Raw genomic sequence first — 25,992 nt, forward strand, 5'->3', positions numbered from 1 at the left:
CCCGTGGGGCACGGCGTCACTGGCGTCGTGGGCCGCCGCCCCCGTCACGACGTCACCCGAAACACGCTCACGCAAGGAGATCCCATGCACGACATCACCCTGAAGGCCTCGGCGGCCATCCGCTCGCTGCCGGCCCCTCTGCTCCGTTCGCTGCTGTTCGCCGTTCTGCTGGCGGCGTCCACGGCGGTGGGGGCCGTCCCCGTCCCCGGAACCCCGGTCCCCGTCACCATGCAGACCTTCGTCCTGATGCTCGCGGGTCTGCTGCTTCCCGTCGGAGAGGCCGTCTCCGCGACGGTGATGTATCTGTCGGCGGGGAGCCTCGGACTTCCGGTGTTCGCCGGCGGAGGCTCCACCGCATCCCTGGTCGGTCCGAGCGCGGGATTCCTTCTGGGGTTCCTCCCCGCCGTCCTCGTCATGGCGGCCATCGCCGGCGGCCGTGACCGGAGCGCGCCCCGAACGGGCCGGAGGAAGTCCATCGAAATGATCCTGGGAACGCTGCGCCGTCTCCTGGCCTGCGTCATCGGAGGCATAGCCGTGGACTACGCCCTGGGGATCACCGTCCAGACCATCCTCACCGGCGTCGCCCTTCCCGTCGTGGCGTCCTCGTCCCTCGTCTTCGTCCCCGGCGATCTGGTCAAGGCCGTCGTGGCGACGCTGATCGCGACCGGGACGCGTCCTCTGTTCCGGCGTCACCGGAGCGGATCCCCCGCCATCCGCTAGCGAAAGGCATCGGTCGGACGCGCCCAACGGCCGACCGATGCGACGACGACCCTCCGGAGTCACCCCGCGAGAATGCCGACGTCACCCGTGCGGATCACATGGCCGATGCCTCGCTCGTCCCTGACCATAAGCGAGGCATCGGCGTTGAGGCCCTCGGCCGTTCCCACGACGGAGTCCCCCGCGACGGGACGGACGACGACCCTCCGTCCGAGCGTCCAGCATGCCTCGGCGGCCCGTTCGCGCAGACGCGCCGACGTCCGCTCCGGCGCCGCCGCGAAGACGGGAAGCCATATCCCCAGTCGCGAGGCCAGCCGAGAGGCCACCGCGTCCCGCAGATCATCGAACGGCGGCAGATCGGCCCGATGCCACTGCAGTGACGTTGCCGTGTCGGGAAGGGTCCCCCTGTCGACGTCGAGGTTCAGGCCCACGCCGATGACGATCCCCGCCCGGTCCGTTTTCTCCCGGAGACGGGCGACGACGGCGTCATCCCGCACGCTGTCAGCAGGTTCAGGGAGAACGAGCTCGACGAGGATCCCGCCGAGCTTGAGCCCGTCGCAGAAGACGTCATTGGGCCATTTCAATGCCAGAGAGCATCCCGGATGGGTCGGCGCCGCACCATGGTCCTTGAGGGAGTCCTCCAGCGCCTCGATCGTCGACAGGCCCGCGGCAAGCGGAAGCCAGCCGTTCACCGTCGGGTCGACAAGCGGACGTCTGGGCATGACCGCGGCGAAGGAGATCATGAAGGATCCGGCTCCGCTCGACCAGACGCGCCCCAGACGCCCATGCCCCCGCGTCTGCCCGTCCGCCCCCACCACGGTCATCGGAACCGGTTCGCGGTCGGAAGACAGGACGAGTCCGTCCCCGCTCGAGGCGACCATCCTCTCCAGGATCCGGCGGGCGACGACGTTGGTGGAATCCACCCGGTCGTACAGCAGGGCGCGGTCGCATGCCGCCACGGTCCGTGGCATCCTCGCGGCTGCCGCCGCGGCGGCTCTGACGTCCGTCTCCTCGGGCGTGCACGTCGCATCATCCGCCTCACCCGTCATACGGGTCTCCCTTCCGGCGATCCCGCGGAGCAGCGGCTCCCGACGCGATCGGCCACAGCGATATGAAACCGCCTCCGCAAGACGAGGGGCGGGACATTCTCTCCCCGACCGCGGGGATGAATCCCCCCGATGCCTCGCCACCCCCTTTCGCCCGTCCACGCTAGAATGCCGTCCATGAGTCCAGTCCCCCCGGTCAATGCCGCCGCACCGTGGGAAACGACGTATCTGCATGAGGGGGGTCACGGCCCCCGACCGACGCGTCCGTTCAGGCGCACGACGGTCGGGGGCGCCCTGCGATGGGGATTCGCCGTGCTGGTGTGCCTGTGGATGGCGCTGTGCACGGCGGTCGCGCCACTGTACTGGCGGGACTCCTCCATCCGGGACTTCTCCGGGGAGCAGGCATCCATCCTGCTTTTCTCCTTTCTCGTCTATCTGGGCATCGTCCTTCTTCTCGTCCGCTACGGGCACGGTCACGGATTCCGTCGACGCAGGACCACGAAGGTTCCGCTCCCCGAGGCCACGGCGGCTCCCGAGGTCCGTGGCAGGCGGCGTCCACGGCGCAGAGCGGCGCGCACCTCTCATATGCGGCTGAGACTCCGCCGGGGAATCATCCGGGCCACGGGTTCGTTCCGCGGAATCGCCATCATCCTTCTCGTCGGCTGGGCATGGGCTCCGATCACCCTCGTCTCCGCCTTCGGAGCGGACGTGTTCTCACAGATCCGTGAATTCAGCTGGGCCTGGAACCAATGGACCGGACTCGATCAGCCCTACATCGGCTTCTTCTCCTTCGTGCCGATGGACATCTATCCGACCGCCCATTACCTCTGGCCCTCGGACGCCACCTATCTGACGGATCAGCACAACGTCGTTCTCACCGTGGTCACCGGGGCCGCCGCGACGGCATCGCGGTTCCTCACCGGGTCGAACGACTGGGGGCTGGCCGCCGTCTCCCTCCTCCAGACGCTGATCGCGGCACTGTGCTGCGCCGCCACAGCGAATCGCTTCTTCAACACCCCCTGGCTGCCGACCGTCACGGCATGGACCTGCGAGAACGCCGATCCACGGCGGCCGGAGACGGGCCGACGGCCCCCGCAGGCCTGTCTTCTCCGACCGGACAGGGGAGTCGTCTTGCGAACGCTTCCCGCCGTCCGCGACTGGGGGTCGTCGACGGACGGACGTGGCACCTCATGCTTCGCGGGAACGGCCACCCGGGTGACGATCCTCGTCTTCCTGCTCGTATGTCCGCTCGTCGTCCTGAGCACCATCTCGTTGACGAAATCGCCTCTGTTCGCCTTCGCCTTCGTCTGGTGGTTCGGCGTCTGCTACGAGATGCACTGCACCTCGCAAGGGACCGCCGCCGAGGAGGGGCGGACAACCGCGAGACGATGGACACGGGATCGCCGCCGAGGGATCTTCCGGCTGCGCGGACGCAGCGTGGCGGCCCTTGCCCTGTCGACCGTGCTGATGCTCGTCAGCGCCAAATACGCGTGGTACATCATCGTCGTCACGGCGATCCTGATGCTCCTCGCCGACCGCAGGCACCGTCGCGAGACGGTCATCGCCCTGCTGCTTCCGACGCTGGTCGTGCATGGCGGCATATCCCTGCTCATCCGTTCGGGGGCCGTCATCAGCGGCGACCCCATCGAAAGCCGTGGCGTGCAGATCCAGCAGATCGCACGCATCGCCAGCAGAAACCCCGAGGCCATCCAGGGAAGGGCACGGACGGAGATCTCCCGGATCTTCAACCTCGACCAGATGGCGGACGCCTACAAGCCTCAGGACGCCGACCCGGTGAAGTCCTCGGGGATTCAGTCCAAGAAGGTGAGCTATCGCTGGCGCACCGTCACGGCCGCCGACATGGCGAGCTTCAACGACGCCTGGGCGCACATCGTCGCCGCCGACCCCGTCACGGCCGTGGATGCGTTCCTGGCGAAGTGCTATGGCTACTTCGCGGTCACGGACGCCCCGTACGTGTCGATGTCCTACTACGTCAACAACGGCTATGTGGCGGAGGACACCGCGTGGATCGGGCGCTGGAACCCGCAGTGGCGGGCCGTGGTGGCGGGGGTGTCGGAGGCCTGGAGCAGCCTGCCCGTCCTGGGCTGGCCGGTGAACGGGAACCTCTACGTGAGCCTCACTCTGCTTCTCGCGGCCGCCGAGGTCGTGCTGCGGCGCTGGCGTTCGCTGGCCTGGCATCTGCCTCTGCTCATGCTTATGGGCGTGATGGTCCTGTCCCCCGCCAACAACTTCGACCGCCATATGCTTCCCCTGGTCTTCGTCTTCGGCTTCCTTGCCCTGCAGTTCATCCGTGAATCCCATGAGATCCCACGAAAGGACGGATGAGGATCGGACGACGCGCCGGACTCCTCCCTCAGGTCACGGATTCCGGCGATAAGATGACGAACGACACGACGCCGAAGGGAGGCAGCACCATGCACGGGGATTTTCTCGACCTTCTCGGGCGGCTGACCGTCAGAAGGCATAGGGCCTCTCCCGCTGCCGGCGGGGAGAGGGAGACGATGCCCGACGACAGACTGCGGACCATCGTGTTCGAATGTCTTGTCGAGGGAATCGGTGACGACCGGGTCGATTCCCTGCTGCATGTCATCGGCTGGGATGACGACGACGTGTGCATGTCCGTCGCCGGACGCCCCTCGGAGGAGAGGCACGCCTTCGAATCCCGGGTGAAGGCCAGGCTTCTTGACGCAGGCGCCCGAAGCGTGCTGGCGGGATTGCGCGACGGATGGACGGTCATCCTCGTCGGCGCCCGCGACGCGAGGGCCGCGGAGGCGGCGTGTCTGTCGGCCGCAGCCGAATTCGGTGCGGACGACTTCGTCTGCCTCGGCGACGTCGGCACGTCCGCCAGAGGCGCGGCGGCCTCGGTATGCGGAACGATGTCGGCCCTGAGGGCGGCGCCGGGGGTGCCCGACCTCCCCCATGTCATCCACGCCTCGGATGTGCTCCCCGAGCGTGCTCTGCTGGGCGACGCGACGGCTCGAAGGCAGCTGTATGACGCGGTGTACCAGGCTCTGCGCAGTGGTGGCACCTGCGATTCGGCCCTGCCCACCATCGACGCCTTCCTGAGGTCGGGAGGCTCGCTGGACGCCACGGCGAAAAGGCTCAGGGTCCATCCCAACACGGTGCGCTACCGATTGAAGCGCGTCGCCAGCACGACAGGCTGGGACGCCACCAACCCGCGCGAGGCCTACGTCCTGCGTACCGCCCTGGCTATCGGGAGGATGGACGACGCGAAGCGCGGCTGAGGACCCCATCCATCGAACTGGTCTGCGGGAACGACGGGGACGATGATAGGCGGAGTGCCCTGAGGGGGCCATCCGGATTTCTCTGGATGGCCCCCTCAGGGCACTTATGGCATCCTCCCGAAAGACCAGGGAGGACGGTTCAGGACAGCGAGCTCGGATCGAGCGGAACGCCTGGACCCATGGTGGAGGTCAGCGTCGCCTTCATGACGTAGCGGCCCTTGACCGTGGTCGGACGCAGGCGCCTGATCTCGTCGGCGACGGCCTTGAAGTTCTCGTCAAGAGCATTCTCCTCGAACGACATCTTGCCGATGAGGAAGGAGAGGTTGCCGTGCTTGTCGACGCGGAACTCGATCTTGCCGCCCTTGATGTCCTTGACGGCCTTGGTGACGTCCATGGTCACCGTGCCGGTCTTCGGATTGGGCATGAGGCCGCGAGGGCCCAGGATGCGGCCGAGACGACCGACCTTGCCCATCATGTCCGGGGTGGCGACCACGGAGTCGAAGTCGAGGAAGCCGTCCTGGACCTTGGCCACGAGATCATCGTCGCCGACGATGTCGGCTCCGGCCTCGGTGGCCTCGGTGGCCTTGGGGCCGCGGGCGAAGACGAGGACGCGAACCGTTTTGCCGGTGCCGTGGGGGAGGTTCACGACGCCACGGACGAGCTGGTCGGCCTTGCGGGGGTCGACTCCGAGACGATACACCGCCTCGATGGTCTCATCGAAGCCGCGCTTCGGCAGGCTCTTGAGCAGGGCGATCGCCTCGGGGGCCGTGTAGAGATTGGAGCGGTCGATCTTCTCGGCCGCCTCACGATACTTCTTGGAATGCTGCTTGGTCATCTGTCCCTCTCCTCTCAGTCCGTGACCGTGATGCCCATGGACCGGGCGGTGCCTTCGATGATCTTCATGCCGGCCTCCACGTCGCGCGCGGAGAGGTCGGGCATCTTGATCTCGGCGATCTCGCGGACCTGTGCCTTGGTGACCGAACCGACCTTATGGGTGAGGGGGTTCTCGGTGCCCTTGTCGATTCCGGCGGCCTTCAGCAGCAGCGCCGCCGCCGGCGGGGTCTTGAGGATGAAGGTGAAGGAGCGGTCCTCGTAGACGGTGATCTCCACGGGGACGATCTGGCCCATCTTGTCCTGCGTGGCCGCGTTGTAGGCCTTGCAGAACTCCATGATGTTGACGCCGTGGGAACCCAGCGCCGGGCCGAGCGGCGGAGCCGGATTGGCCTTGCCGGCCTGGATCTCCAGCTTGATCAGCGCCGAGACTTTCTTCTTGGCCATGTGATGGTCTTCTTTCTGACAGCGGTGCGAACGGTTCCCGCGAAACGGACGAGCCGATTCACGGAACGCCTCCCGCAACGGACATTACCGTGCCCGCCCGAGGATGTCTCCCCGGACACAAGCCTTTCTATTATGCCTCGCCGGCCAGGACAGAGCGAGGGCGCCACGCCGTGAACGGCGTGGCGCCCTCGAAGGCCATCCGCAGAGGAATGGCGAAGCGCGCTCAGGACAGCTTCTCGACCTGTCCGAACCCGAGCTCGACCGGCGTGTCTCGGCCGAAGATCGAGACCAGGACGGTGAGCTTCTGAGTGGCGGGCTCGACCTCGGAGATGACGGCGGGCATGGTTTCGAAAGGTCCGTCCGTCACGGTGACCTGATCCCCGATCGCGTAGGAGACCTCGACGGTGCGCTCCTTGGCGGCGGCGGGCTTGTCACCGGCCTCGCGGAGGGCGGCGGCGGAGATCATCGGCGCCATCATCGAGACGACGTCGCCCCGGTTCAGAGGTGCGGGCTGACGGGAAGGCCCGACGAAGCCGGTGACGCCTTCGGTGTCGCGCACGATGCGGCGGGCGTTCTCGTCGGGCTCCATGCGGATGAGGACGTATCCGGGGACGCGGACGCGGGTGACGACCTTGCGCCCCTTCTCCGTATGCTGCTCGACCTCCTCCATGGGAACCTCGACCTGATAGATGACGTCCTCGAGACCGAAGTTCTGCACACGGGACTCGACGTTGGCCTTCACGCGCTTCTCGTATCCGGAGTAGGTATGAAGGACGTACCACTCGCCGGGCAGGGTCTTCAGGCTTTCGGTGAACTCCTTGACCGCCCTGGTCCCGGCATCCTCCGGCTCGGCGTCGGCGTCGGAATCGATCCGGCCGGACTCGTCGGAAGACTCCCCGGAGCCGGCACCGGCCGGCACCGCCGACTCCGTGGGAACCTCGGAGCCGACGTCCGAATCCGGCTTCACCGCATCCTGCGGCATGGCCGAAGCGGCATCCGTCGGGTCCTCGGAATCCACGCGGGCCTCGACGGGATTGACTTCATCAGACATTCACACACACCTTCGTTTCGCATCAGCGTTTCATCGGATCAGCCGAACAGCCACAGGACGAGCTTGCCCAGCCCCCAGTCCATGCCGCTGACCAGGGCCATGAGCAGAAGCACGAAAATGAACACGGCGAACGACCAGGCCAGCAGCTCACGACCCGTGGGCGTCACGACCTTGCGGAGTTCGTCGATGATCTGCTTGATGAATCGGCCGACGCGCATGAACACGTTGGGTTTCCTGGCCTTGACGGCCTTTCCCGTATCGCTCGCCATATCCATCCCTCGTTCGGCTCGTCGTATCCGTTGCGTCGACTCGTCCTGCGTCGCAGGCCTCGCATGCGCACTGGCAGGGACGGCGGGACTCGAACCCACAACCTACGGTTTTGGAGACCGTTGCGCTACCAATTGCGCCACATCCCTAGGGGCTGAGCCCATGGTACCCGACAAACGGGACCGGGGCTTAAAACCGCCAAGGAGCCATAGTAGCGGGCGGCGGTGGTTTCGTCCAATCATTCCCGCCCCTGCCGCCACGTCTCCAGGCACCGGTCAGCGAGAGGCCCAGTCCGCGAAACGCCTCATGCCTTCGACGAGATCGGCGTCGGCGAGGGCATACGAGAAGCGCAGGTATCCCGGCGCTCCGAAGGCCTCGCCGGGAACCGCCGCCACATGGGCCTCGTCAAGAAGCAGAGCCGCCAGAGCCGCGGAGGACTCCGCGACCGATCCGTCGGGGCCGACCGGCCGGCCCAGAAGACCGGAGACGTCGGCGAAGGCGTAGAAGGCGCCCTTCGGCGTCGGGCAGTCGACCCCGTCGATCCCGTTCAGCGCGTGGACGATGAGCCGCCGACGACGATCGAAGGCCTCCCGCATGGCATGCACCGCCTCAAGCGACCCGGACACCGCGGCGATGGCGGCCCGCTGGGGGACGTTGGACACGTTCGAGGTCAGATGACTCTGAAGTTTGACGGCAGCCGACGTCAGCGCGTCCGGCGCGACCATCCATCCCACGCGCCAGCCCGTCATGGCATAGGTCTTGGCGACGCCGTTGAGGATGACGAGCCGGTCTCGGACCTCGGGGACGAGAGACCCGACGTAGGACGTGACGGCGTCATCGTAATGCAGATGCTCGTAGATCTCGTCGGAGACGACCCATATCCCGTGCTCGAGGGCCCACAGTCCGATGGACCGGACCGTGTCAGCGCTCCAGATGGCGCCGGTGGGATTGGATGGCGAGTTGAGGATGACGGCCTTCGTCCGCGGTGTGCGCGCCGCCTCCAGGGCCTCCACCCGAGGCTCGAATCCACGCTCCGCACCGGCGAAGACGGGAACGGGAACGCCGTCGGCGAGCTTCACGGCCTCCGGGTAGCTCGTCCAGTAGGGCGCGGGGATGATGACCTCGTCGCCGGGGTCCAGAAGCACCTGGAAGGTCTCGTACACCGCCTGCTTGCCGCCGTTGGTCACCAGCACCTGGGAGGGGTCCACGGCGAATCCCGAGTCGCGCAGCGTCTTGTCCGCGATCGCGCGTCGAAGTTCGGGAAGTCCCGCCGTCGGGGTGTAGCGATGGTTGCGGGGGTCTCGGCAGGCGTCGACGGCCGCCTGCACGACGTAGTCGGGAGTGGGGAAGTCGGGCTCCCCGGCACCGAATCCGATGACGTCGATGCCGGAGGCCTTCATCGCCTTCGCCTTGGAGTCGACTGCCAGTGTGGCACTGGGGGCCACGGAGTTGATTCGGACGCTCAGGGTACGCCAGTCAGCGATGGTCATGCGGCCACTGTATCGCCCCGTGGAGAGAACGGGAGGGACACGGCGTCTTCGCCTCAGCCATGCTGAGCCCGCACGGTCGACGAGGCCTGGGGAACCTCCGGGGACGGCGGCCGCAGGACAAGCACGAGGTTGTCGCGATGGACGAGGGGATGCGCGTACTCCTCGCCGAAAACCCTCTTCAGCTCCCCGGTGGTGCGTCCGATCATGCGGGGGATTTCCTCGGAGTCGAAGCCGGACAGCCCCTTGGCCAGATGCCGGCCCCGCCCGTCGTCGATCCAGACGGGATCGCCGGCCGAGAACTCGCCCTCGACCCCGATGACGCCGGCGGAGAGCAGACTCGCCCTACCCCCACGCACGGCCTTTGCCGCCCCCGCATCAGCCACGAGGATTCCGCGCGGCTCGGCGGCGAAGCCGATCCACAGCCGTCGGGACGAGCCGCGGGGCTTGACGGGAGCGAAGGCCGTTCCCACGGGATCGCCCATAAGGGCCGGACCGGCCTCCCGAGCCGAGGCCAGAACGGTGGGGATGCCGGAGACGGCCGCGACCCGAGCGGCCTCGAGCTTGGTCACCATCCCACCCGTCCCGACTCCCGACGAGCTTCCCGCGACGCTGACGGCCGACATGGCGGCCATGACGTCCGGCACGAAGGGAATGCGATGCGCCCCGGGCGTGGAGGGCGGAGCCGAGTACAGACCGTCCACATCGGTGAGAAGCACCAGGGCGTCGGCTCGCACGAGGTTGGCGACAAGCGCGGAAAGATGGTCGTTGTCGCCGAAGCGGATCTCGTTGCTGGCCAGGGCGTCGTTCTCGTTGACGACGGGCACGACCCCCAGATCCAGCATCCGCAGCAGGGTGCGCTGGGCATTGCGATACTGCACGGCGCGGATGGTGTCCTGGGCCGTGAGCAGAATCTGCCCGACGCGCACGCCGAAGCGGGCGAACGAGGTCTCGTAGCGTGCCATGAGAAGCCCTTGGCCCACCGATGCCGTGGCCTGCTGGGTCGCCAGGTCATCGGGCCGCGAGGAGAACCCCAGGGGACCGAAGCCCGCCGCTATGGCGCCCGATGACACCACGACGATCCGGGCGTCAAGAAGGCGCATCCGGGCGACCGCGGAGACGAAGCCCTCGAGACGGTCCGCGTCGAGATGCCCGGAGGGCCGGGTGAGCGAACTTGACCCGATCTTGACGACAAGCGTATGGGCCTGGGCGACCCGTGACCGGATCGCCGCCTCATCGGTGGCGTCGACAGGCGTCACTTCCCGACATCCCCTGCGGACCCGTCCTCCCCCGAGGCCTCGTCGCGTGCGCGGGCCGCAGGCCCCTCGGAGGCGATGGAGCCGTCCTTCTTCGGATTTCCGCCGTCACCACGCCCGAGAATCGCCTGCTGGTCATGCGAATCGTCATCCACCGACGGATCGGCCCAATGCCCGGCCTTCCTTTCGGCGTCCATGGCCTGCCGGACGGCCGTGCGGGCGTCCATCATCTCGTGGTATTCGCGACGACGCTCGGTGTTGGTGCGGCGACGCGCCCTGCTGTCGGTCTCCTCGAGACGCAGGTCCCTTCCCCTGGCACCAAGCTGCGATCCGTCGAGAAGCTCCGCTCCCGCCGCGATCGTGGGATTCCAGTCGAAGGCCACGGCGTCCCGGCCCCGGCCGATGACGACCTCGTCGCCCGGTCGCGCCCCCTGACGCCGCAGCTCCTCCTCCACGCCCAGGCGGGCCAGCCTGTCGGCGAGATATCCGACGGCCTCGTCATTGTCGAAGTTCGTCTGTCGCACCCACCGTTCGGGCGCGTCCCCGATGACGACGTAACTGGGGGCGTCGTCCTTCCCCGTGCGCTCGATCCGGAAAGCGGACGCGTCGCCCGCATGCACGCGACGGCGTGTGGACGGGCTGTCCAGCGGACGGACCACGACCCTGTCATCCTCGGCCTGACGTTCACGAAGCTCCACTTCGCGGCGCAGCCGACCGACCAGCGTCCCCAGGGCGTATCCGAGCTCCCTGAGTCCCTCATGCGTGACCGTGGAGACCTCGAACACCGTCAGCCCGAGCGCCTCGAAGTCGGGACGCACGAGGTCCGCCAGGGCGCGGGCGTCCGGTATGTCGATCTTCGCCAGGATGACGATGCGAGGACGTTCGGGGATCGGGATGGCCCCCAGCGGGAGGTCGAGCCTCGCCGCGTACTGGGCGAGCTCATGCTCGATGGCCCGGTAGTCGGACATCGGGTCGCGCCCTGGCTCGAGCGTCGCACAGTCGATCACATGCGCGATGACCTCGGTGCGCTCGACATGCCGCAGGAACTCGAGTCCGAGACCCCTGCCCTGCGCGGCCCCGGGGATGAGCCCTGGCACGTCGGCGACGGTGTAGCGCATGTCGCCGGCGCTGACGACGCCGAGATTGGGCACGAGCGTGGTGAAGGGATAGTCCGCGATTTTGGGACGGGCCGCGCTCATCGCCGCGATGAGGCTTGACTTGCCGGCGGAGGGGAAACCCACCAGGGCGACGTCGGCGATGGACTTGAGCTCCAGGACGACGTCCCTCTCCTCGCCGGGCTCCCCCAGCAGGGCGAAGCCGGGCGCGCGGCGGGTCCGGTTCGCCAGGGCGGCGTTGCCGAGCCCTCCGGTCCCACCGGCGGCCGCAACGAGGCGATCGCCCTCGCGTTTCAGGTCGGCAAGCTGACGGCCATGGCCATGCCCTCGGGAACCCTCGGGGGCGGCCTCGAAGACCACGGTCCCCGGAGGCACGGGAAGCAGGAGATCCTCGCCGTTCGACCCGTCCTTGGTGTCGCCGCGTCCCATGGTGCCGTCGCCGGCACGGCGATGCGGCACGTACCGGTAATCAAGAAGACTGGTGGCGCGCGGGTCGGCGACGATTACCACGGATCCGCCGTCGCCGCCGTTGCCGCCGTTGGGACCGGCCAGCGGCTTGTATTTCTCGCGTCGGACGCCGGCCGACCCATTGCCGCCGTCGCCGCCACGGACGTGGACGACGACGCGGTCGACGAAATCACTCATGTGCCCACCTTACTTCCTGCCAGGCGCCTGCGGGGCGACGGGCCGCCATCGCATGGCCTGCATCGCCGGTCCCGCGACGGGATGGCCATGCCCGGAGATGCCGACCGGCCGCGGACGCCGCGCCACAACGACAAAAGGCCGCATCCGTATGCGGATGCGGCCCCGAAATGCTCCGTCAGTCGATGACGTCGACGACCTTGCGGTCACGGCGAACGCCGAACTTCACGCTGCCGTCCTTCAGGGCGAACAGGGTGTGGTCCTTGCCGATGCCGACGTTCTCGCCCGGGTGGACGTTGGTTCCGCGCTGACGGAGAATGATGTTCCCCGCCACGACGGCCTCGCCGCCATACTTCTTGACGCCGAGATACTGAGGCTGTGAATCACGCCCGTTATGCGAGCTGGAGGCGCCCTTCTTGTGTGCCATGAGGTGTTCCTTTCGACGCTATCCGGAATCGTCGGATTCCGACGGACTCAGGCGATGGCCGTGATCTTCACGGCGGTCAGCGGCTGACGATGACCCTTGCGACGGGCGACGCCGGTCTTGTTCTTGAACTTCTGGATGGAGATCTTCGGTCCCTTGGCTTCGTCGTCGACCACCTCGCCGGTGACGTGATGCTGGGCGAGGTCCTTCGCCGCGAGGGTCACCGAGGAGCCGTCCACGACCAGCGCGACCGGGAATTCAACGGAGTCGCCCTTCCTGACCGACAGACGGTTGACCAGGATGACGTCACCGACCTCGACCTTGTCCTGATGGCCACCGGCCTTGACAATCGCGTACATATCCCATTCCTTGCTGTTGTGGAAGCTCTTATCCGGCACGCTCGAGCCCGCGGCCAGACACCAGCGACCTACGCTACACCGGCATACGACATACCGTCAAGTCCCCATCCGGGCGTGTCCATCCACCGGATGCCAGAGCCCGGAGTCAGACGACCATCGCCGCACGGCGTCGCCATCAGACGTTCTGCGGCTCGGCACCCCCGTCATCATCCCCCTGCTCGGCCTCGTTCGCCGCGGCGGCCGCGGCGGCGATCTGGGCGAGCTTGGCCTTGACGTCGGGGCTGGAGCCCTGGGGAGCCGGCGATTCGGCGCCGCGTCCATGCTTGTTGGTGTGCACGAAGGGGTCTCCCCCCTTCACGGCGTAGGGGTCCGAGAACTCGGCGGACACCGTGGGCTCGTCGTGGAGGATGAATCCCCGTCCATGGCAGGTCGGGCACTCCTCGGAGAAGGCTTCGACAAGCCCCTGGCCGATGCGCTTGCGCGTCATCTGCACAAGCCCCAGGGAGGTGACCTCGGCGACCTGGTGCTTGGTCCTGTCACGGGCCAGGCATTCGACGAGACGCCGCAGGACGAGGTCCCGGTTGGCGGGCATGACCATGTCGACGTAGTCGATCATCACCATGCCGCCGATGTCGCGCAGCCTCAGCTGGCGGGCGATCTCCTCGGAGGCCTCGAGGTTGCATCGGGTGACGGTCTCCTCCAGGCTTTTCCCGCGTCCGATGAACCGGCCGGTGTTCACGTCGATGGTCGTCATGGCCTCGGTGCGGTCGATGACGATCGAGCCGCCCGAGGGCAGATACACCTGGCGCTCCATGCCCTTGCGCAGCTGAGCGTCGATCTGCCAGCGGTCGAAGACGTCCTTGCCGCCATGCTCCCCCGGGTCCCACAGCTCCAACCGGCCCCGGAGGTCAGGGGCCATGGAGTCGAGATAGTCCTCGATGCGCCGGTAGACGCCATCCCCTTCGACGATCATCCTCGAGAAGTCGTCGTTGAAGATGTCGCGCACCACGCGGATGGCGACGTCGGGCTCGCCCTGGAGCAGCTTGGGACGCTTGCCGTGGAGGAACTCGTCCCGCTTGGCCGTGATGGACTCCCACTGACGGCTGAGCATCTCGAAGTCCTTGGCGATGGCGTCCTCCGACGCCCCCTCGGCGGCGGTGCGGATGATGACGCCGACGTTCTTCGGCGCGATCTTCGACACGATGCCCTTGAGCCTTGTGCGTTCGCGCTCCGAAAGCTTGCGGCTCACTCCGGTCATGCCTCCGGAGGGCACGAGGACGAGGAAGCGTCCGGCCAGCGTGACCTGGGACGTCAGACGCGCGCCCTTGTGCCCGATCGGGTCCTTGGTGACCTGGACGAGCACCGGGTCTCCGGATTTGAAGGCCAGTTCGATGCGGCGGGGCTGACCCTCCAGGCGCGTGGCGTCCCAGTTGACCTCGCCGGCGTACAGGACGCCGTTGCGAGGCTGCCCGATGTCGACGAAGGCGGCCTCCATGCTGGGCAGGACGTTCTGGACGCGGCCCAGATAGATGTTGCCCGCGGTGGACACGTCCTGGATGTCCGAGACGTAATGCTCGACGAGAACGTTGTCCTCGATGACGGAGATCTGGGTGTGGCGGCCCTTCTCGCGCACCACCATAAGCCGTTCGACGTTCTCGCGGCGGGCGAGGAAGTCCTCCTCGACGAGCTGGCTCTGACGGCTGCGCTCGCGGCGGTTGTCGCGACGACGCTGCCTTTTGGCCTCGAGCCTCGTGGAGCCCTCGACATCCGTGATCTCGTCGATGTACTGCTGCTTGCGCGAGCGGCGGGATGGGCCCTGCTCGTCTCCCCTCCCCGACGTCTCGGAGTCGCGCGTGCCACGGCGGCGGCGACGGCGGCGGGTGACGGTCCCCTCCTCCTCGTTCGACGGCTCCTCCTGACGGCCCTCGGAGGCATCCTCGTCCTCGTTCTCCGAGGATGCCTCCTCCGGCCCCGCGACGCTTCGCGACCGACGCGACCGACGACGACGACGGGTGCGCATCCCCGTCTCCTCCTCGTCCTGCTCGGATGAGGCCGGACTCTCCTCATCGGCCTCGGCATCACCCTCGGCGGCATTGGTCACGTCGATGGGGCGGTAGCTGATGTCCTCGTATTCGAGGTCCTCCTGGATGCTTTCCACCTCGGCGGCGGCACGGCGTTCCTGGGCATTCAGACGCCGCGAGCGGTGCGAGCGGCGACGAACGCCCTGCTCCTCCTCGGAATCGGCGAGCTCCTCGTCGGCCTCGCCCGTGCTTCCGGTGGCATCGGACTCCGGTTCGACCGGATCCTCCCGCGAGGCCACGGTCTGGTCCGCCCTCGTGCGCGTGCGCCCGCGACGGGTTCTCGGGGACCGCCGGGACCGTGCGGAACGCGTCCCCTCGTCCGAGGGATTTCCCTCTGAAACGGCGACGTCCGCTTCGTCCACGTCAGCGTCGGAGACCGCCTCCGGGGCGACCGGAAGCACGGGTTCGCGGAACAACAGCGAGGTCATCGGGCGCCGTGAGCGCGGATGAGCCCCCGAGACCCCCTTCGTCACGGCGGAGGCCTCCTCGTCATCTCCGTCTCCGGAGGAGAACGACGTCGTCACGGGCTCTTCGAAAACCGGGGTCCTGCGCTCCTCGACCTTCAGCGCCACATCGGCGCCGGCCGCGCCGGCGCCGCGGACGACGCGCCGTCCTCCCCGGCGGCGGCGGGGGGCGGCGACCGCCTGCGCCGACGACGTGGCGGCTTCGGCAGGGGCGGCCGCTCCGGTGGACGGATTCGACGCGGTCGCCGAGGGCGCCTGCTGCGATGATGACGATGACGTGATGGCGGACGTCGACACCTCGACGTCGCCCGTGTTCTCTGTGGGCACGATGCTCCTTGCGAGGCGCTGCATCCGTCCCGCTCTCCTGGCCACGCCGGCTGTCACGTCACGCTCTCACCGTGACCGCGCGTTTCGCGCCCCTGCGTGGCGACCTGAAAAGTCCTCAGCTGCACGATGACGGACACCGACGCTCGCTGGACGCGAGGGGATCGACATCATCGAATGGCTTGACGGCATGCAGTGCCGTCGCCACCAGTATGGCACATCCGGTGACGCGGGGGTTAACCGGGGAAACGACGGGGCGGGAGGGCCTCGGGGCCATGAGGACCAGGCGTCCGCGGCGGCAGGAGGAAGGGGGATGCGACGCGGAAGCTCAAGAAGAGGAGCTAGAAGAGGAGCCAGCGGCGAAGCAGCGATTCGAGCTCCGCAAGCTCCCCGGCCGCGATCTGCTCGTCGCGTCTGTGCGCCAGAAGCGGACTGCCGGCTCCGAGGTTGACGGCCGGAACGCCGAGATCCGCGAAGCGCGCCACATCCGTCCACCCGAGCTTGGCGACCGGACGTCGGCCTGTGCCCTCCTCGACGAGCGCGGCCAGAGCACGCGCCAGCGGCGCATCCATGCCGGGTCTGGCCGACGGGGACTCGTCCTTCATCTCGATGCCGAAGCCGGCGAACACCCCGCCAAGGGCAGCGCGCTCGCCGGCGCCCGGCTTCGCGCCGGTCCCCTCCCCCATCATGAGGGCCTTGGCCGCCGCGACGTCCTTGTCGGGGGCGAAACGATAGTTCACATGGACGCGGCATTCGTCCGGAATGACGTTGGTCCCGCGCCCGCCGGAGATCAGGGTGGCGTTGAGTCCCTCCCGGTAGACGAGCCCGTCCACCTCGACGTCCGCCGGCTCGTAGGCCGCGAGACGGTCAAGCACGGCCGCGGCCTCATGGATGGCGTTGCGCCCCATCCACGCCCGCGCGGAATGCGCGGCGATCCCGTGGGTGATGACGTCGAAGCGCAGGGAGCCGTTGCAGCCGCCCTCGATCCCGCAGGAGGTGGGCTCGCCGATAACCGCGAAGTCGGCCTTCAGCCACTCGGGATGGCGCTCGGACACGCGTCGCAGGCCATTGAGCTCGGCCGCGACCTCCTCATGGTCGTAGAACACGAAGCTGAGGTCGTATCTCGGGTCGTCGAGGGTCATGGCGAGGTGGAGGAGCACGGCGCCGGAGGCCTTCATGTCGACGGCGCCCCGCCCCCACATGACCCGTTCGCCCGGATGCGCCTCGGCGACGTCGGAACGGATGTCCGGATCGCCCGGCTCCAGCCAGCGCGGCGGGAAGTTGTCGATGACGGGCACCGTGTCCAGATGGCCGGCGAGAGCAACGCGCGTAGCCCGTCCCAGATTCGTGGAGGCGACGACCGTATCGCCGTCCCGGCGCACCAGCAGACGTCCGGACTCCCGCAGCAGGCGCTCGACGCAGTCGGCTATGGCCGTCTCCTCCCCGCTGACGGAGCGGATTCCCATAAGCCGCGAGAACAGATCCTCGAGTTCGTTGCCCATGCCCGCCAGTGTGCCAGCACCCGTCGATGGCGGACGATGACGGGCCCCGATCGGACGTCCGGGAGCCGGAGGCCGCCCGTGAGGGCGGGCCGTCGCCGTCGTGCTCGTCATCGGGGCGATCATCGACGTGCTCGCGGCTCCCCGACCCCACCAGGGAGGGACGCAGGCCGATCCAGCGACGCGGTCCCTGCCCCCATGAACAATGTGCTGGGAAAGGACGGGGGTCACATGCCGGGTCTGCTCAGCGCGATGGAGGGCTTCTGCGTCATCGGCGTCGTCATCCTCGTCGGATACGTGGCGGCACGCATGCGCATCGGCGGCCCAAGCGCGCAGATGGTGCTCAACCGCTTCAGCTTCTTCGTCTCGAGCCCCTGCCTGATGTTCGCCATCCTGTCGAAGGAGCCGATCTTCGACATCTTCCACTCCTCCATCGTGGTGGCCTTCCTCTCGGCGCTGCTGGTGGGCGCCGCGTTCCTCGTCCTCAACCGCCTCTTCTTCCATATGGGGCCGGCGGACGCCACCATCGGGGCCCTGAACTCCCTGTATCTCAACTCGAACAACATAGGCCTGCCCATCGCCACCTACATCCTGGGCAACGCGGCCCTGGTGGCGCCGATCCTCGTCATGCAGCAGGCGGTGTTCACCCCGATCGGACTGACCGTCCTCGACGTGGCGACCAAGGGGAAGGCCTCGGCGAAGGAGATCCTCACCCAACCGCTCCATCAACCGCTGCTCATCGGCTCTCTGGGCGGCATCCTCGTCTCGGCCATCAGCGCGAGGGCCGGATGGTTCGTCATCCCCACGTTTCTCTACGATCCCATCGACATGATCGGCGACTCGGCCGTGCCCATGATCCTCATGGCCTTCGGCATGTCCCTGCACGGCACGCAGCCCATGCGCAACCGCGGCGACCGGCCGGCCACCATCACCGTGGCCGTGCTCAAGAACGTCCTCATGCCGGTGATCGCGTTCCTTCTCGCCTACTTCCTCATGGGCTTCCGCGGGACGACCCTCTACGCCTGCGTGGTCCTGGCGGCGCTTCCCACGGGCCAGAACGTCTACAACTACGCGGCCCGGTACAACGTCGGCATGACCTTCGCGCGCGACGGGATTCTGCTGTCCACGGTGACGAGCCCTCTGATGATCGCCCTCGTCGCCGCGGTGCTGTCCTAGCGCTGCTGATCGGCGGCGAGCGCGTCAAGCCGTCGACGGAAGCGCGGCCAGTCCACCCGCAGCGCCGTGAGCAGCCTCAGGGAGGCCACCTCGTTCACCGGGACCCATGCGATCTCCATGCTTTCGTCGTCACCCGCACGGGGTTCGACGCGCCGGCCTTCGCGTTCGAAGGCGAAGACGGTGGTGTACGCCCACGACCCGTGCTCCTCACGCCATGAGCCGACGACGTCGATGTCCTGCGGAGGGATCGAGGCCTCCTCGAGGCTTTCGCGCAGCGCACCCTGAACAGGGCTCTCCCCGTCCGCGATCGCCCCTCCGGGCACTCCCCAGGTGCCGCCCTCGGCGCTCCACAGGGCCCGATGCTGCATGACCACATGGGTCACGCGTCCGCCTGTCGGGTCGCGACGAGCGAGCAGCACGCCGGCCGCGCCATGGAGTCCCCAGTGGCGCCGGCCGCAGGCGCAGTCGACCCATCCGTCTCCCGGCTGGTGGATGTTGCCCTTCGGAGTGCCGGATGACGTGGACGCCGCAAGGACGGGCGTTCTGCCGGGACCGGCGGCCTTGGCGTCGGTCAGATTCCACAGCTCGGGCCAGCGCGCGCCGAGTTCGCCCGCCAGACCGCGCACCAGTGGCAGGCTGAGCCCGAGCACGCCATGTGGGTCGCCGTCGACGCCGTCGATGAAGGCGCCTCCGAAACCCTCGAGCGTGAAGGATCCCGCCACCTCCAGGGGCTCGCCCGTGGCCACATAGGCGTCCACGTCCCTGTCGTCGTAGTCGCCGAAGCGCACCCGGGCATGACTGGTCTCTGACGCCGCACGCCCCGTGGCAAGGTCGACGAGCGTATGCCCGGTCCACAGCTCGCCCAAGTCTCCGCGCATCGTCAGAAGGCGGCTGCGGGCCACGTCGGGGTCATGGGGTTTGCCCTGGGGGCGACCATGGAAAAGGAACAGCGAATCGCAGCCGAGGACCAGAGGACCGGGTCCGGGCTCGTCGACGACGGTGAGGGCCGGGGTCAGCCGGTCGCGTCGGATGGGAACGTCCACGCCGGAGAAGTCCCGGGTGTCCATCATCGGGGGTTCGGCGGATTCCGCGGGGCGGTGTTCGCGTCGTGAAGGCTGCGACGCGGAATCCGGCCCGGCTGGGGCCGTGGCCCGCAGGGGGAAGGCCGTGACCCTCTCGCCATGGGCACGCTCGGCGGTGCGACGGATCTCCCGGTATTCGTCCACGACGGCGTCGGCCTTGGCCTGGGCCAGCACGGCGACGCGCGTCCCCACGTCCAGGGAGTCGGCGTCCACGCCGCGGCGCCCGGCCTCCTCACGCAGCACGGCGTCCTCGTCGACATGAGAGACCCTGATGGTGGGCAGTATCCCCGCCGCGACCAGGACGGCCCGGCGCGACGGCGACTGGGAGGCCAGGATGAGGGGAATCCGCCGAGTGCCGGGGACGGCGCCGGTCATCGGCGCTCCACCTCCACACCGGTCGAGGAGACGGGGAGATGAAGCACCCGCCAGTGCCCCGAGGACAGTCGGTCCCCCGCCACCGCCTCGATGTCCGCACGGGCGTCCCCATGATGGAGCACGAGGACGCAGGGACCCGCGCCGGAGACCGCCGCCGCGAATCCCCGCTCGCGCAGATCCTCGATGAGATTCCATGAGGACTTCATCAGACCACGACGATACGGCTGGTGCATGCGGTCCTGGGTCGCGGCGAAAAGCAGGGCGTTCGGATCCGTCGTCGACCCGCCCGAGACGATCGGAGGATTCATGGCGCCGGGCATCAGTCCCACGCGGGAGAGGTCATAGACCGCGTCGCGGTAGGGCAGACGCTCGGGAAGGGCCTGCCTGGCCTTCTGCGTGGACAGCTCGTAGTCGGGGATGAGGACGGAGGCCAGCACATCGTCCGCCACCGGATAGGTGAGCGTGTGGAATCCCGGCTGCACGGGCTCGCCACCGGCGATCGGGACGGAGCCCACGCCTTCATCGACGGCCATGTCCCAGGAGACGGTCAGCCCGCCGAAGACGGCCGGGGCCACGTTGTCGGGATGCCCCTCGATGATTGCGGCCAGGTCGAAGATGGTCTGCCGGGGGATCTCCCCCTCGTGGAGCAGGGCGGCGGCGGCCCCGATACCCGCCACGATGGCCTCCGCGGACGACCCCATGCCCCTCGCCTGCGGGATCCGGTTCCACGCCTCCAGAACGAGTCCCGGATGGCCGAGCCCGAAGGTGCGACAGGCCTGCCGGAAGGCGGACACCACCAGATGCGTCTCATCCCTGGGCAGGGAATTCTCGCCCTCCCCATGGATGAGGACGCGGACGGACGAGTCGTCCGGGTCGTCGGACAGCGTGAAGTCGAGGTCGTCGTGATAGTCGAGGGCCAGGCCCACCGTGTCGAAGCCCGACCCGAGATTGGCGCTGGTCGCCGGGACGCGGACATGCACCCGCCGGCAGACCGGTGTGATGGTGCTCATATCGGTCCCCCGTCAGCCGATCACGCGAAGAATCGACGGCGTTCCCGTGACGCCGTCAAGCCCGCACACGAGCTTCACCGCCCGGCGCAGCGTCACCTCGTCGCAACGATGCGTCACCAGGCGAAGCTGCTGGATCTCGCCTGAGTAGCCCGGGTCGTGGAGCGTGGGTTTGAGATCCTGGTTGACGCCGTTGATGGAGATTCCCGCATCCGCGAAGGTCTGCGCAATCACGGCCAGGACCCCGGGCTTGTCGTGGATGAGGAAGCGCACGGCGAATACCGCCCTGGACGCCTCCAGTGGCGCCATCGGCAGCGTGCGGTACAGCGAGATGGCGGGTCCGGTGCAGCCCTGCGCGATATGCCGGGCCTCGGTGACCACGTCGCCGACCACCGCCGAGGCCGTCGGGGCGCCGCCGGCGCCGCGGCCGTAGAACATGAGGTCGTCGGCGGCCTCGGCATGGACGAACACGGCGTTGAAGCTGCCGTGCACGGAGGCGAGCGGATGGTCCTCGCCGATGAGGGCCGGATAGACGCGCGCCGAGACGCCGTCCTCTCCGTTCTCCACGACGGCGAGCAGCTTGACGACCTTGTGCTCGGCCGTCGCCGCGGCGATGTCGTCCGCCGTGATCGCGGTGATGCCCTCGACCGTCACGTCGTCGATGGACACGGGCGTATGGAAGCCCAGCGTCGCCATGATCGCCGCTTTGTTGGCCGCATCGAGGCCCTCGACGTCGCCCGTCGGGTCGGCCTCGGCGTAGCCCCTGTCCTGCGCGTCCTTCAGGGCGATGCCGAAGTCGAGTCCCTTCGTGGTCATCTCGTCGAGGATGTAGTTGGTCGTGCCGTTGACGATGCCGAGCATGGAGGTCACGGAATCGCCCACGAGGGATTCGCGCAGCGGCCTGACGATGGGGATGGCCCCGCCCACCGCGGCCTCGAAGTAGACGTCGACGCCGCGCTTCTCGGCGGCCCGGTAGATCTCGGGGCCATGCTTGGCGAGCAGGGCCTTGTTGGCGGTGACCACGGAGGCGCCGGAGTCGATCGCCTTCAGAACGAAGGTCCGCGCCGGCTCGATGCCGCCGATGAGCTCGATGACGATGTCGGCCCGCGTGCACAGCCCCGCCGTGTCCGTCGTCAGCAGGCCCCTGTCGATCCACGGGAGGTCGACCTCGTCGGGATTGAGGCAGGCGACCCCCACGAGTTCGATGTCGCGGCCGATGCGCCTGGCCAGGTCCTCACGCTGCTCGACGATGAGCCGGGCCGTCTGCGAACCGACGGTTCCGGCTCCCAGCAGCCCTACGCGGATCGGTGATTGGGTCTTCTGTGCCACGGATTCCCTCCTCGGGTACCGACCGTCCCTGTGACGGTCCTACGCGGTTTCCTGTGCGGTTCCTGACGCCGACGGCCCTGCCTTGGACGGCATGCCATCACGGATGCACCACGGCGGCGCCCTTCCGGACCATGCCGCCGACCTCGGCCCATCTTACGGAGCCAATCCGACACGCCCCCTGGCGCTTCGACGACCGCGTCAGGCCGTTGTCGGCCCGGATTCGGCTCAGCCCATGTCCAGGGCCAGCAGATCGTCGATCGTCTGCCGTCGGATCATGACGTGCGCGTCCCGGGAATCGACGCCCACGACGGCCGGAATGGGAGCCTGGTTGTAGTTGCTGGCCATGGTGCGCCCATAGGCGCCGGTCACCGGCACGGCGAGAACGTCCCCGCGCCTCAAATCGGCGGGAAGAAGACAGTCCCTGACGACGATGTCGCCGGATTCGCAGTGCATGCCGACCACGCGGCTGCGCATGACCTCGGACGAGCCCGTCCTGTTCGCCAGTCGGGCGGTGTAGTCGGCTCCGTACAGCGCAGGACGGATGTTGTCGCTCATGCCCCCGTCCACGGAGACATAGGTCCTCGCGGCCAGAGGCGACCCATCGCCGTCCGTCGTCCCCGGCGAAAGGGCGACGCGCTTGACCACGCCCACGCGGTAGAGCGTGAGGCCGGCAGGAGCGACGATCCATCGTCCCGGCTCGAAGGAGATGACGGGCTGCGGCATGCCCAGGGCCTCGTTCACGTCCCGTACGTCGGCTCCGAGACGCGCGAGCTCGGCCTGGACGTCCATCGCATCCTCGTCGTCGGTGTACGCCACCGAGTACCCGCCTCCCAGGTCCACTTCGGGCAGCATGACGGCGTCGGTGGCGTAGAAGGTGCGACGCAGCAGCATCATGCGCCGGGCGGCTTCGATGAACGCCGCGGCGTCGTGGATCTGCGAGCCGATATGCGAATGGACGCCGACGAGCTCAAGCTCGTCGGGATGGCGCGCGATCTCCTTGAGCACGGCGAGCGCGGGTCCATCCGCCACCGCCTCCATCGCCCGGGCAAGGCGGCGGTCGGACTCCGCGACCTCCAGATTCGAGAGGTCATAGGGGTAGCGCACGTCGTGGCGCAGCCGGCGTTCGGAGCCCGTCGCCGGCTCTCTCCCCCCTGTCGGTTCACCCGCGTCACCCGGCACGCCCCGCGGATTCTCCACCGTCTCCACGCGGGCGTTGGTCCCCGCCGGCGTCACTCCCGACAGGTCGTCGAGCACCGTCAGCACCCCCGCATCCACGGAGGCCGGGAGCAGGGGGACGCCGAACTTCTGGTCCTCATGAGCGGTCGAGATGTAGTCATGGCCGCCCGCATGGATGCCGGAGGTGACGCGTAGCATGACCCGGGCCCGCAGACCAAGCCGCCGGGCTATCGCGGCGATGCGGGCCGGCTCGTCGGGCTCGTCGACGACGATGCGCGCGAAGCCCTGGCGAACGGCGAGCGCGATCTCCTCGTCGGACTTGTTGTTGCCGTGCAGCACGAGTCTGCGGCCGGGCGCCCCCGCGGACAGGGCGATGCGCATCTCGCCCAGGGTGCAGGTGTCGATGAGCATCCCGGCGTCCAGGGCGATCCGCGCCACCTCGCGGCTCAGGAAGGCCTTGGCGGCGAAGCTCACGCGCGTGGTCGAGGTGGGGAAGCCGTCGGCCGCAGCGGCCACGAAGCGTCGCGCACGGGTCCGCACCTCGTCGAGGTCCATGACGTACAGGGGCGATCCGAACTCGCCGAGAAGGGCCTGAGCCGTCCTGCCGTGGACGGTCAGCGCGCCGGCGTCATCGACGCCGGCACCGGAGGGCCAGATCGCGGACGGTTCCATCTCACATCCTCTCCGGGGCGGTGACGCCCAGCAGGTCGAGTCCGGATTCGAGAAGAACCCTCACGGCGTCGTTGAGCCGCAGACGCGCGGCCGCCCGAGCCGGCTCGGGGTTCTTCGCCACGCGCAGGGCGTCCCTGGCGTCGTCCGGCAGCCGGCGCTCGACGTCGGTGAGCTCCATCGGCACGACGCGTTCGCTGTTGTACCACCGGTGATAGGCGCCGGCGAGGTCCTCGAGATAGCGCGCGATGCGGTGGGGCGCCCGCAGGTCGCCGGCCTGCTCGAGCGTCGTGGGCCACTGGGCGAGCGTGGCGATGACCTCGTCGTCGGCGGGGGTGTCGAGCAGCCCGAGATCCGCGCCGTCGCGCCCGATTCCGGCCTGCTGCGCGTTGCGTGCGACGTTGCAGGCGCGGGCATGGGCGTACTGGACGTAGTAGACGGGATTGTCGTTGGTGTGGGAGGCCAGTAGGTCGAGGTCGATGTCGACGCTGGTGTTGTAGTCGGTGCGGGCCAGAGAGTAGCGCGCCGCATCCGTCCCAACGGCTTCCACGAGGTCGTCGATCGTCACGACGTTGCCGGCGCGCTTGGACATGCGCACGGCCCTGCCATCCTTCATGACGTTGACGAGCTGGCCGATGAGGATCTGCATGTTCTCGCCGGGCACGTCGCCGAAGGCGGCGCACATGGCCATCATCCGCCCGATGTATCCGTGGTGGTCGGCACCGAGCATGTAGATGGCCACGTCGGCGGGATCCGCGGCGCGGTGGCGCTTGTTGTAGTAGTAGGCGATGTCGGCGGCGAAGTAGGCGTAGTTCCCGTCGGATTTGATGATGACGCGGTCCTTGTCGTCACCATGCCGCGTGGAGGCGAACCAGGTGGCGCCGTCCTTCTCGAAGATGTCGCCCCTGGCGCGAAGGGCCTCGATGGCCCGCTCCACCTCGCCGTCCTCGTAGAGGCTGTTCTCATGGAACCACACGTCGAAGCGGACCCGGAAGTCGGCCATCGACCGCTGGATCTCCGCAAACATCATGGGCACGGCGCGGCTTCGGAACTCCTCGCGCTGCTCGGAATCACCCTCGCCCAGGGGATTGCCCTCGGCGTCCCTGCCGCCGTCGACGCGGGGAAGGGCCAGGATGTCGACGCCGTCGGTCCTGGCCTGCGCGACCACCTTCGCGGCGATCTCATCGATGTAGGCGCCCTTGTACCCATCCGCCGGCGTGGGCTCGCCATGCGCCGCGGCGACGAGGGATTTGGCGAAGCGGTTGATCTGCTCGCCATGGTCGTTGAAGTAGTACTCCCGCACGACGGTGGCGCCGTTGGCCTCGAGCACGCGCGCCATGGAGTCGCCGACCGCCGCCCAGCGCGTACCCCCGATATGGATGGGGCCGGTCGGGTTCGCGGAGACGAACTCGAGGTTGAGGGTGCGGCCGGCGAGATGCGCGTTGCGGCCGAAGGACGGTCCCTTCTGAAGGGCCTGGTCCACGACCGAGGCTGCGGAGGCCGAATCGAGAGTGATGTTGATGAAGCCCGGACCGGCCACCTCGACGGAGGCGACGCCCGCCACATCGGCAAGGGAGCCGGCGATGGCCTGTGCCAGGTCTCGGGGCTTCACGCCGGCCTTCCGGGCCAGCTGCATGGCGGCGTTGGAGGCCCAGTCACCGTGCCTGCGGTCGCGGGGGCGCATCACCGCCAGCTTCGAGGGCTCGGGGACGTCGTCGGGGGTCAGGGACCCGGCCTTCGAGGATTCCGCCAGAACCCGGATGATACGTGCCAACTCTTCGCTCAGCGCTTCAGGACTCATTCCGCCCAGTCTAGCGTCCGGAAGGACACGCCCCCGGCGCCCTGTCGACGCATCCCGGCCTCCGACAGGCCTCCCGGAACGGCTTCGGCCCCGACGGAGAC

At 68.3% G+C, this 25,992-nt stretch carries 20 protein-coding genes, 1 tRNA gene and 1 pseudogene; 4 read left to right on the plus strand and 18 right to left on the minus strand.

Going from position 1 to position 25,992, the window contains the following annotated elements; genetic code table 11:
- Positions 1 to 84: 84 nt before the first annotated feature.
- The gene (locus tag RWX87_RS01460; RefSeq protein ID WP_314686133.1) at positions 85 to 720 is read left to right on the plus strand and encodes a biotin transporter BioY; all 636 of its coding nucleotides are present in this window, start codon (positions 85 to 87) and stop codon (positions 718 to 720) included.
- 59 nt (positions 721 to 779) lie between these two features.
- On the opposite strand, the gene RWX87_RS01465 is transcribed toward RWX87_RS01460, so the two are convergent.
- Positions 780 to 1,766: a biotin--[acetyl-CoA-carboxylase] ligase gene (locus RWX87_RS01465; protein ID WP_314686135.1), complete on the minus strand. Its 987-nt coding sequence runs from the start codon at positions 1,764 to 1,766 to the stop codon at positions 780 to 782.
- A 174-nt stretch (positions 1,767 to 1,940) separates the two neighbouring features.
- Here RWX87_RS01465 and RWX87_RS01470 point away from each other — a divergent pair, with 174 nt between their 5' ends.
- Positions 1,941 to 4,109, plus strand: a complete 2,169-nt coding sequence (locus RWX87_RS01470) for a DUF6020 family protein (protein ID WP_314686137.1) — start codon at positions 1,941 to 1,943, stop codon at positions 4,107 to 4,109.
- A gap of 53 nt (positions 4,110 to 4,162) precedes the next feature.
- On the plus strand, positions 4,163 to 5,029 hold the full coding sequence (locus RWX87_RS01475) for a helix-turn-helix domain-containing protein (protein WP_314686140.1): 867 nt from the start codon (positions 4,163 to 4,165) through the stop codon (positions 5,027 to 5,029).
- A gap of 139 nt (positions 5,030 to 5,168) precedes the next feature.
- On the opposite strand, the gene rplA is transcribed toward RWX87_RS01475, so the two are convergent.
- The 12 genes and pseudogenes from rplA to dapE form a co-directional block, all read right to left on the minus strand.
- Positions 5,169 to 5,864 (minus strand): 50S ribosomal protein L1, encoded by a 696-nt coding sequence (rplA, locus tag RWX87_RS01480; protein WP_314686142.1) that lies wholly within the window; start codon positions 5,862 to 5,864, stop codon positions 5,169 to 5,171.
- A 14-nt stretch (positions 5,865 to 5,878) separates the two neighbouring features.
- Positions 5,879 to 6,307 carry a 50S ribosomal protein L11 gene (rplK, locus tag RWX87_RS01485; protein WP_314686144.1) on the minus strand — a complete coding sequence of 143 codons (429 nt, stop codon included), beginning with the start codon at positions 6,305 to 6,307 and terminating at the stop codon, positions 5,879 to 5,881.
- A gap of 223 nt (positions 6,308 to 6,530) precedes the next feature.
- On the minus strand, positions 6,531 to 7,358 hold the full coding sequence (gene nusG / locus RWX87_RS01490; RefSeq protein ID WP_314686146.1) for a transcription termination/antitermination protein NusG: 828 nt from the start codon (positions 7,356 to 7,358) through the stop codon (positions 6,531 to 6,533).
- A 38-nt stretch (positions 7,359 to 7,396) separates the two neighbouring features.
- The gene (gene secE / locus RWX87_RS01495) at positions 7,397 to 7,627 is read right to left on the minus strand and encodes a preprotein translocase subunit SecE (RefSeq protein ID WP_399552266.1); all 231 of its coding nucleotides are present in this window, start codon (positions 7,625 to 7,627) and stop codon (positions 7,397 to 7,399) included.
- A 71-nt stretch (positions 7,628 to 7,698) separates the two neighbouring features.
- Positions 7,699 to 7,774, minus strand: a tRNA-Trp gene (locus RWX87_RS01500).
- 126 nt (positions 7,775 to 7,900) lie between these two features.
- Positions 7,901 to 9,109: a pyridoxal phosphate-dependent aminotransferase gene (locus tag RWX87_RS01505; RefSeq protein WP_314686202.1), complete on the minus strand. Its 1,209-nt coding sequence runs from the start codon at positions 9,107 to 9,109 to the stop codon at positions 7,901 to 7,903.
- A 122-nt stretch (positions 9,110 to 9,231) separates the two neighbouring features.
- Positions 9,232 to 10,371 (minus strand): annotated as a pseudogene (gene proB, locus RWX87_RS01510) (glutamate 5-kinase); the annotation flags it as partial.
- A complete protein-coding gene (gene obgE, locus RWX87_RS01515) occupies positions 10,368 to 12,128 on the minus strand; it encodes a GTPase ObgE (RefSeq protein WP_314686150.1) in 1,761 nt (586 codons plus the stop codon). The gene obgE and the pseudogene proB, both read right to left, overlap by 4 nt.
- Before the next feature lie 175 nt (positions 12,129 to 12,303).
- Positions 12,304 to 12,552 (minus strand): 50S ribosomal protein L27, encoded by a 249-nt coding sequence (gene rpmA / locus RWX87_RS01520; protein WP_314686153.1) that lies wholly within the window; start codon positions 12,550 to 12,552, stop codon positions 12,304 to 12,306.
- A 47-nt stretch (positions 12,553 to 12,599) separates the two neighbouring features.
- The gene (gene rplU, locus RWX87_RS01525) at positions 12,600 to 12,908 is read right to left on the minus strand and encodes a 50S ribosomal protein L21 (RefSeq protein ID WP_314686155.1); all 309 of its coding nucleotides are present in this window, start codon (positions 12,906 to 12,908) and stop codon (positions 12,600 to 12,602) included.
- 175 nt (positions 12,909 to 13,083) lie between these two features.
- Entirely contained in the window at positions 13,084 to 15,804 is a 2,721-nt protein-coding gene (locus RWX87_RS01530) for an Rne/Rng family ribonuclease (protein WP_314686157.1), read from the minus strand.
- A gap of 314 nt (positions 15,805 to 16,118) precedes the next feature.
- Positions 16,119 to 17,279 carry a succinyl-diaminopimelate desuccinylase gene (dapE, locus tag RWX87_RS01535; protein ID WP_314686160.1) on the minus strand — a complete coding sequence of 387 codons (1,161 nt, stop codon included), beginning with the start codon at positions 17,277 to 17,279 and terminating at the stop codon, positions 16,119 to 16,121.
- Between the two features lie 228 nt (positions 17,280 to 17,507).
- On the opposite strand from dapE, the gene RWX87_RS01540 reads away from it, so the two are divergent.
- Positions 17,508 to 18,452 (plus strand): AEC family transporter, encoded by a 945-nt coding sequence (locus RWX87_RS01540; RefSeq protein WP_314686162.1) that lies wholly within the window; start codon positions 17,508 to 17,510, stop codon positions 18,450 to 18,452.
- Here the strand turns inward: RWX87_RS01540 and RWX87_RS01545 are convergent.
- The 5 genes from RWX87_RS01545 to argS form a co-directional block, all read right to left on the minus strand.
- Positions 18,449 to 19,909, minus strand: a complete 1,461-nt coding sequence (locus tag RWX87_RS01545; RefSeq protein WP_314686165.1) for a Maf family protein — start codon at positions 19,907 to 19,909, stop codon at positions 18,449 to 18,451. The genes RWX87_RS01540 and RWX87_RS01545 overlap by 4 nt on opposite strands.
- On the minus strand, positions 19,906 to 20,910 hold the full coding sequence (thrB, locus tag RWX87_RS01550) for a homoserine kinase (protein WP_314686204.1): 1,005 nt from the start codon (positions 20,908 to 20,910) through the stop codon (positions 19,906 to 19,908). The genes RWX87_RS01545 and thrB overlap by 4 nt, the downstream gene beginning before the upstream one ends.
- A gap of 21 nt (positions 20,911 to 20,931) precedes the next feature.
- A complete protein-coding gene (locus tag RWX87_RS01555) occupies positions 20,932 to 22,245 on the minus strand; it encodes a homoserine dehydrogenase (RefSeq protein ID WP_314686167.1) in 1,314 nt (437 codons plus the stop codon).
- Positions 22,246 to 22,470: 225 nt separating this feature from the next.
- Entirely contained in the window at positions 22,471 to 24,093 is a 1,623-nt protein-coding gene (locus tag RWX87_RS01560) for a diaminopimelate decarboxylase (RefSeq protein ID WP_314686169.1), read from the minus strand.
- 1 nt (position 24,094) lies between these two features.
- The gene (gene argS, locus RWX87_RS01565) at positions 24,095 to 25,891 is read right to left on the minus strand and encodes an arginine--tRNA ligase (protein WP_314686170.1); all 1,797 of its coding nucleotides are present in this window, start codon (positions 25,889 to 25,891) and stop codon (positions 24,095 to 24,097) included.
- Between the last annotated feature and the right edge of the window lie 101 nt (positions 25,892 to 25,992).

It is taken from the genome of uncultured Bifidobacterium sp. (assembly GCF_963540075.1).
Taxonomy (GTDB): Bacteria; Actinomycetota; Actinomycetes; order Actinomycetales; family Bifidobacteriaceae; genus Bifidobacterium.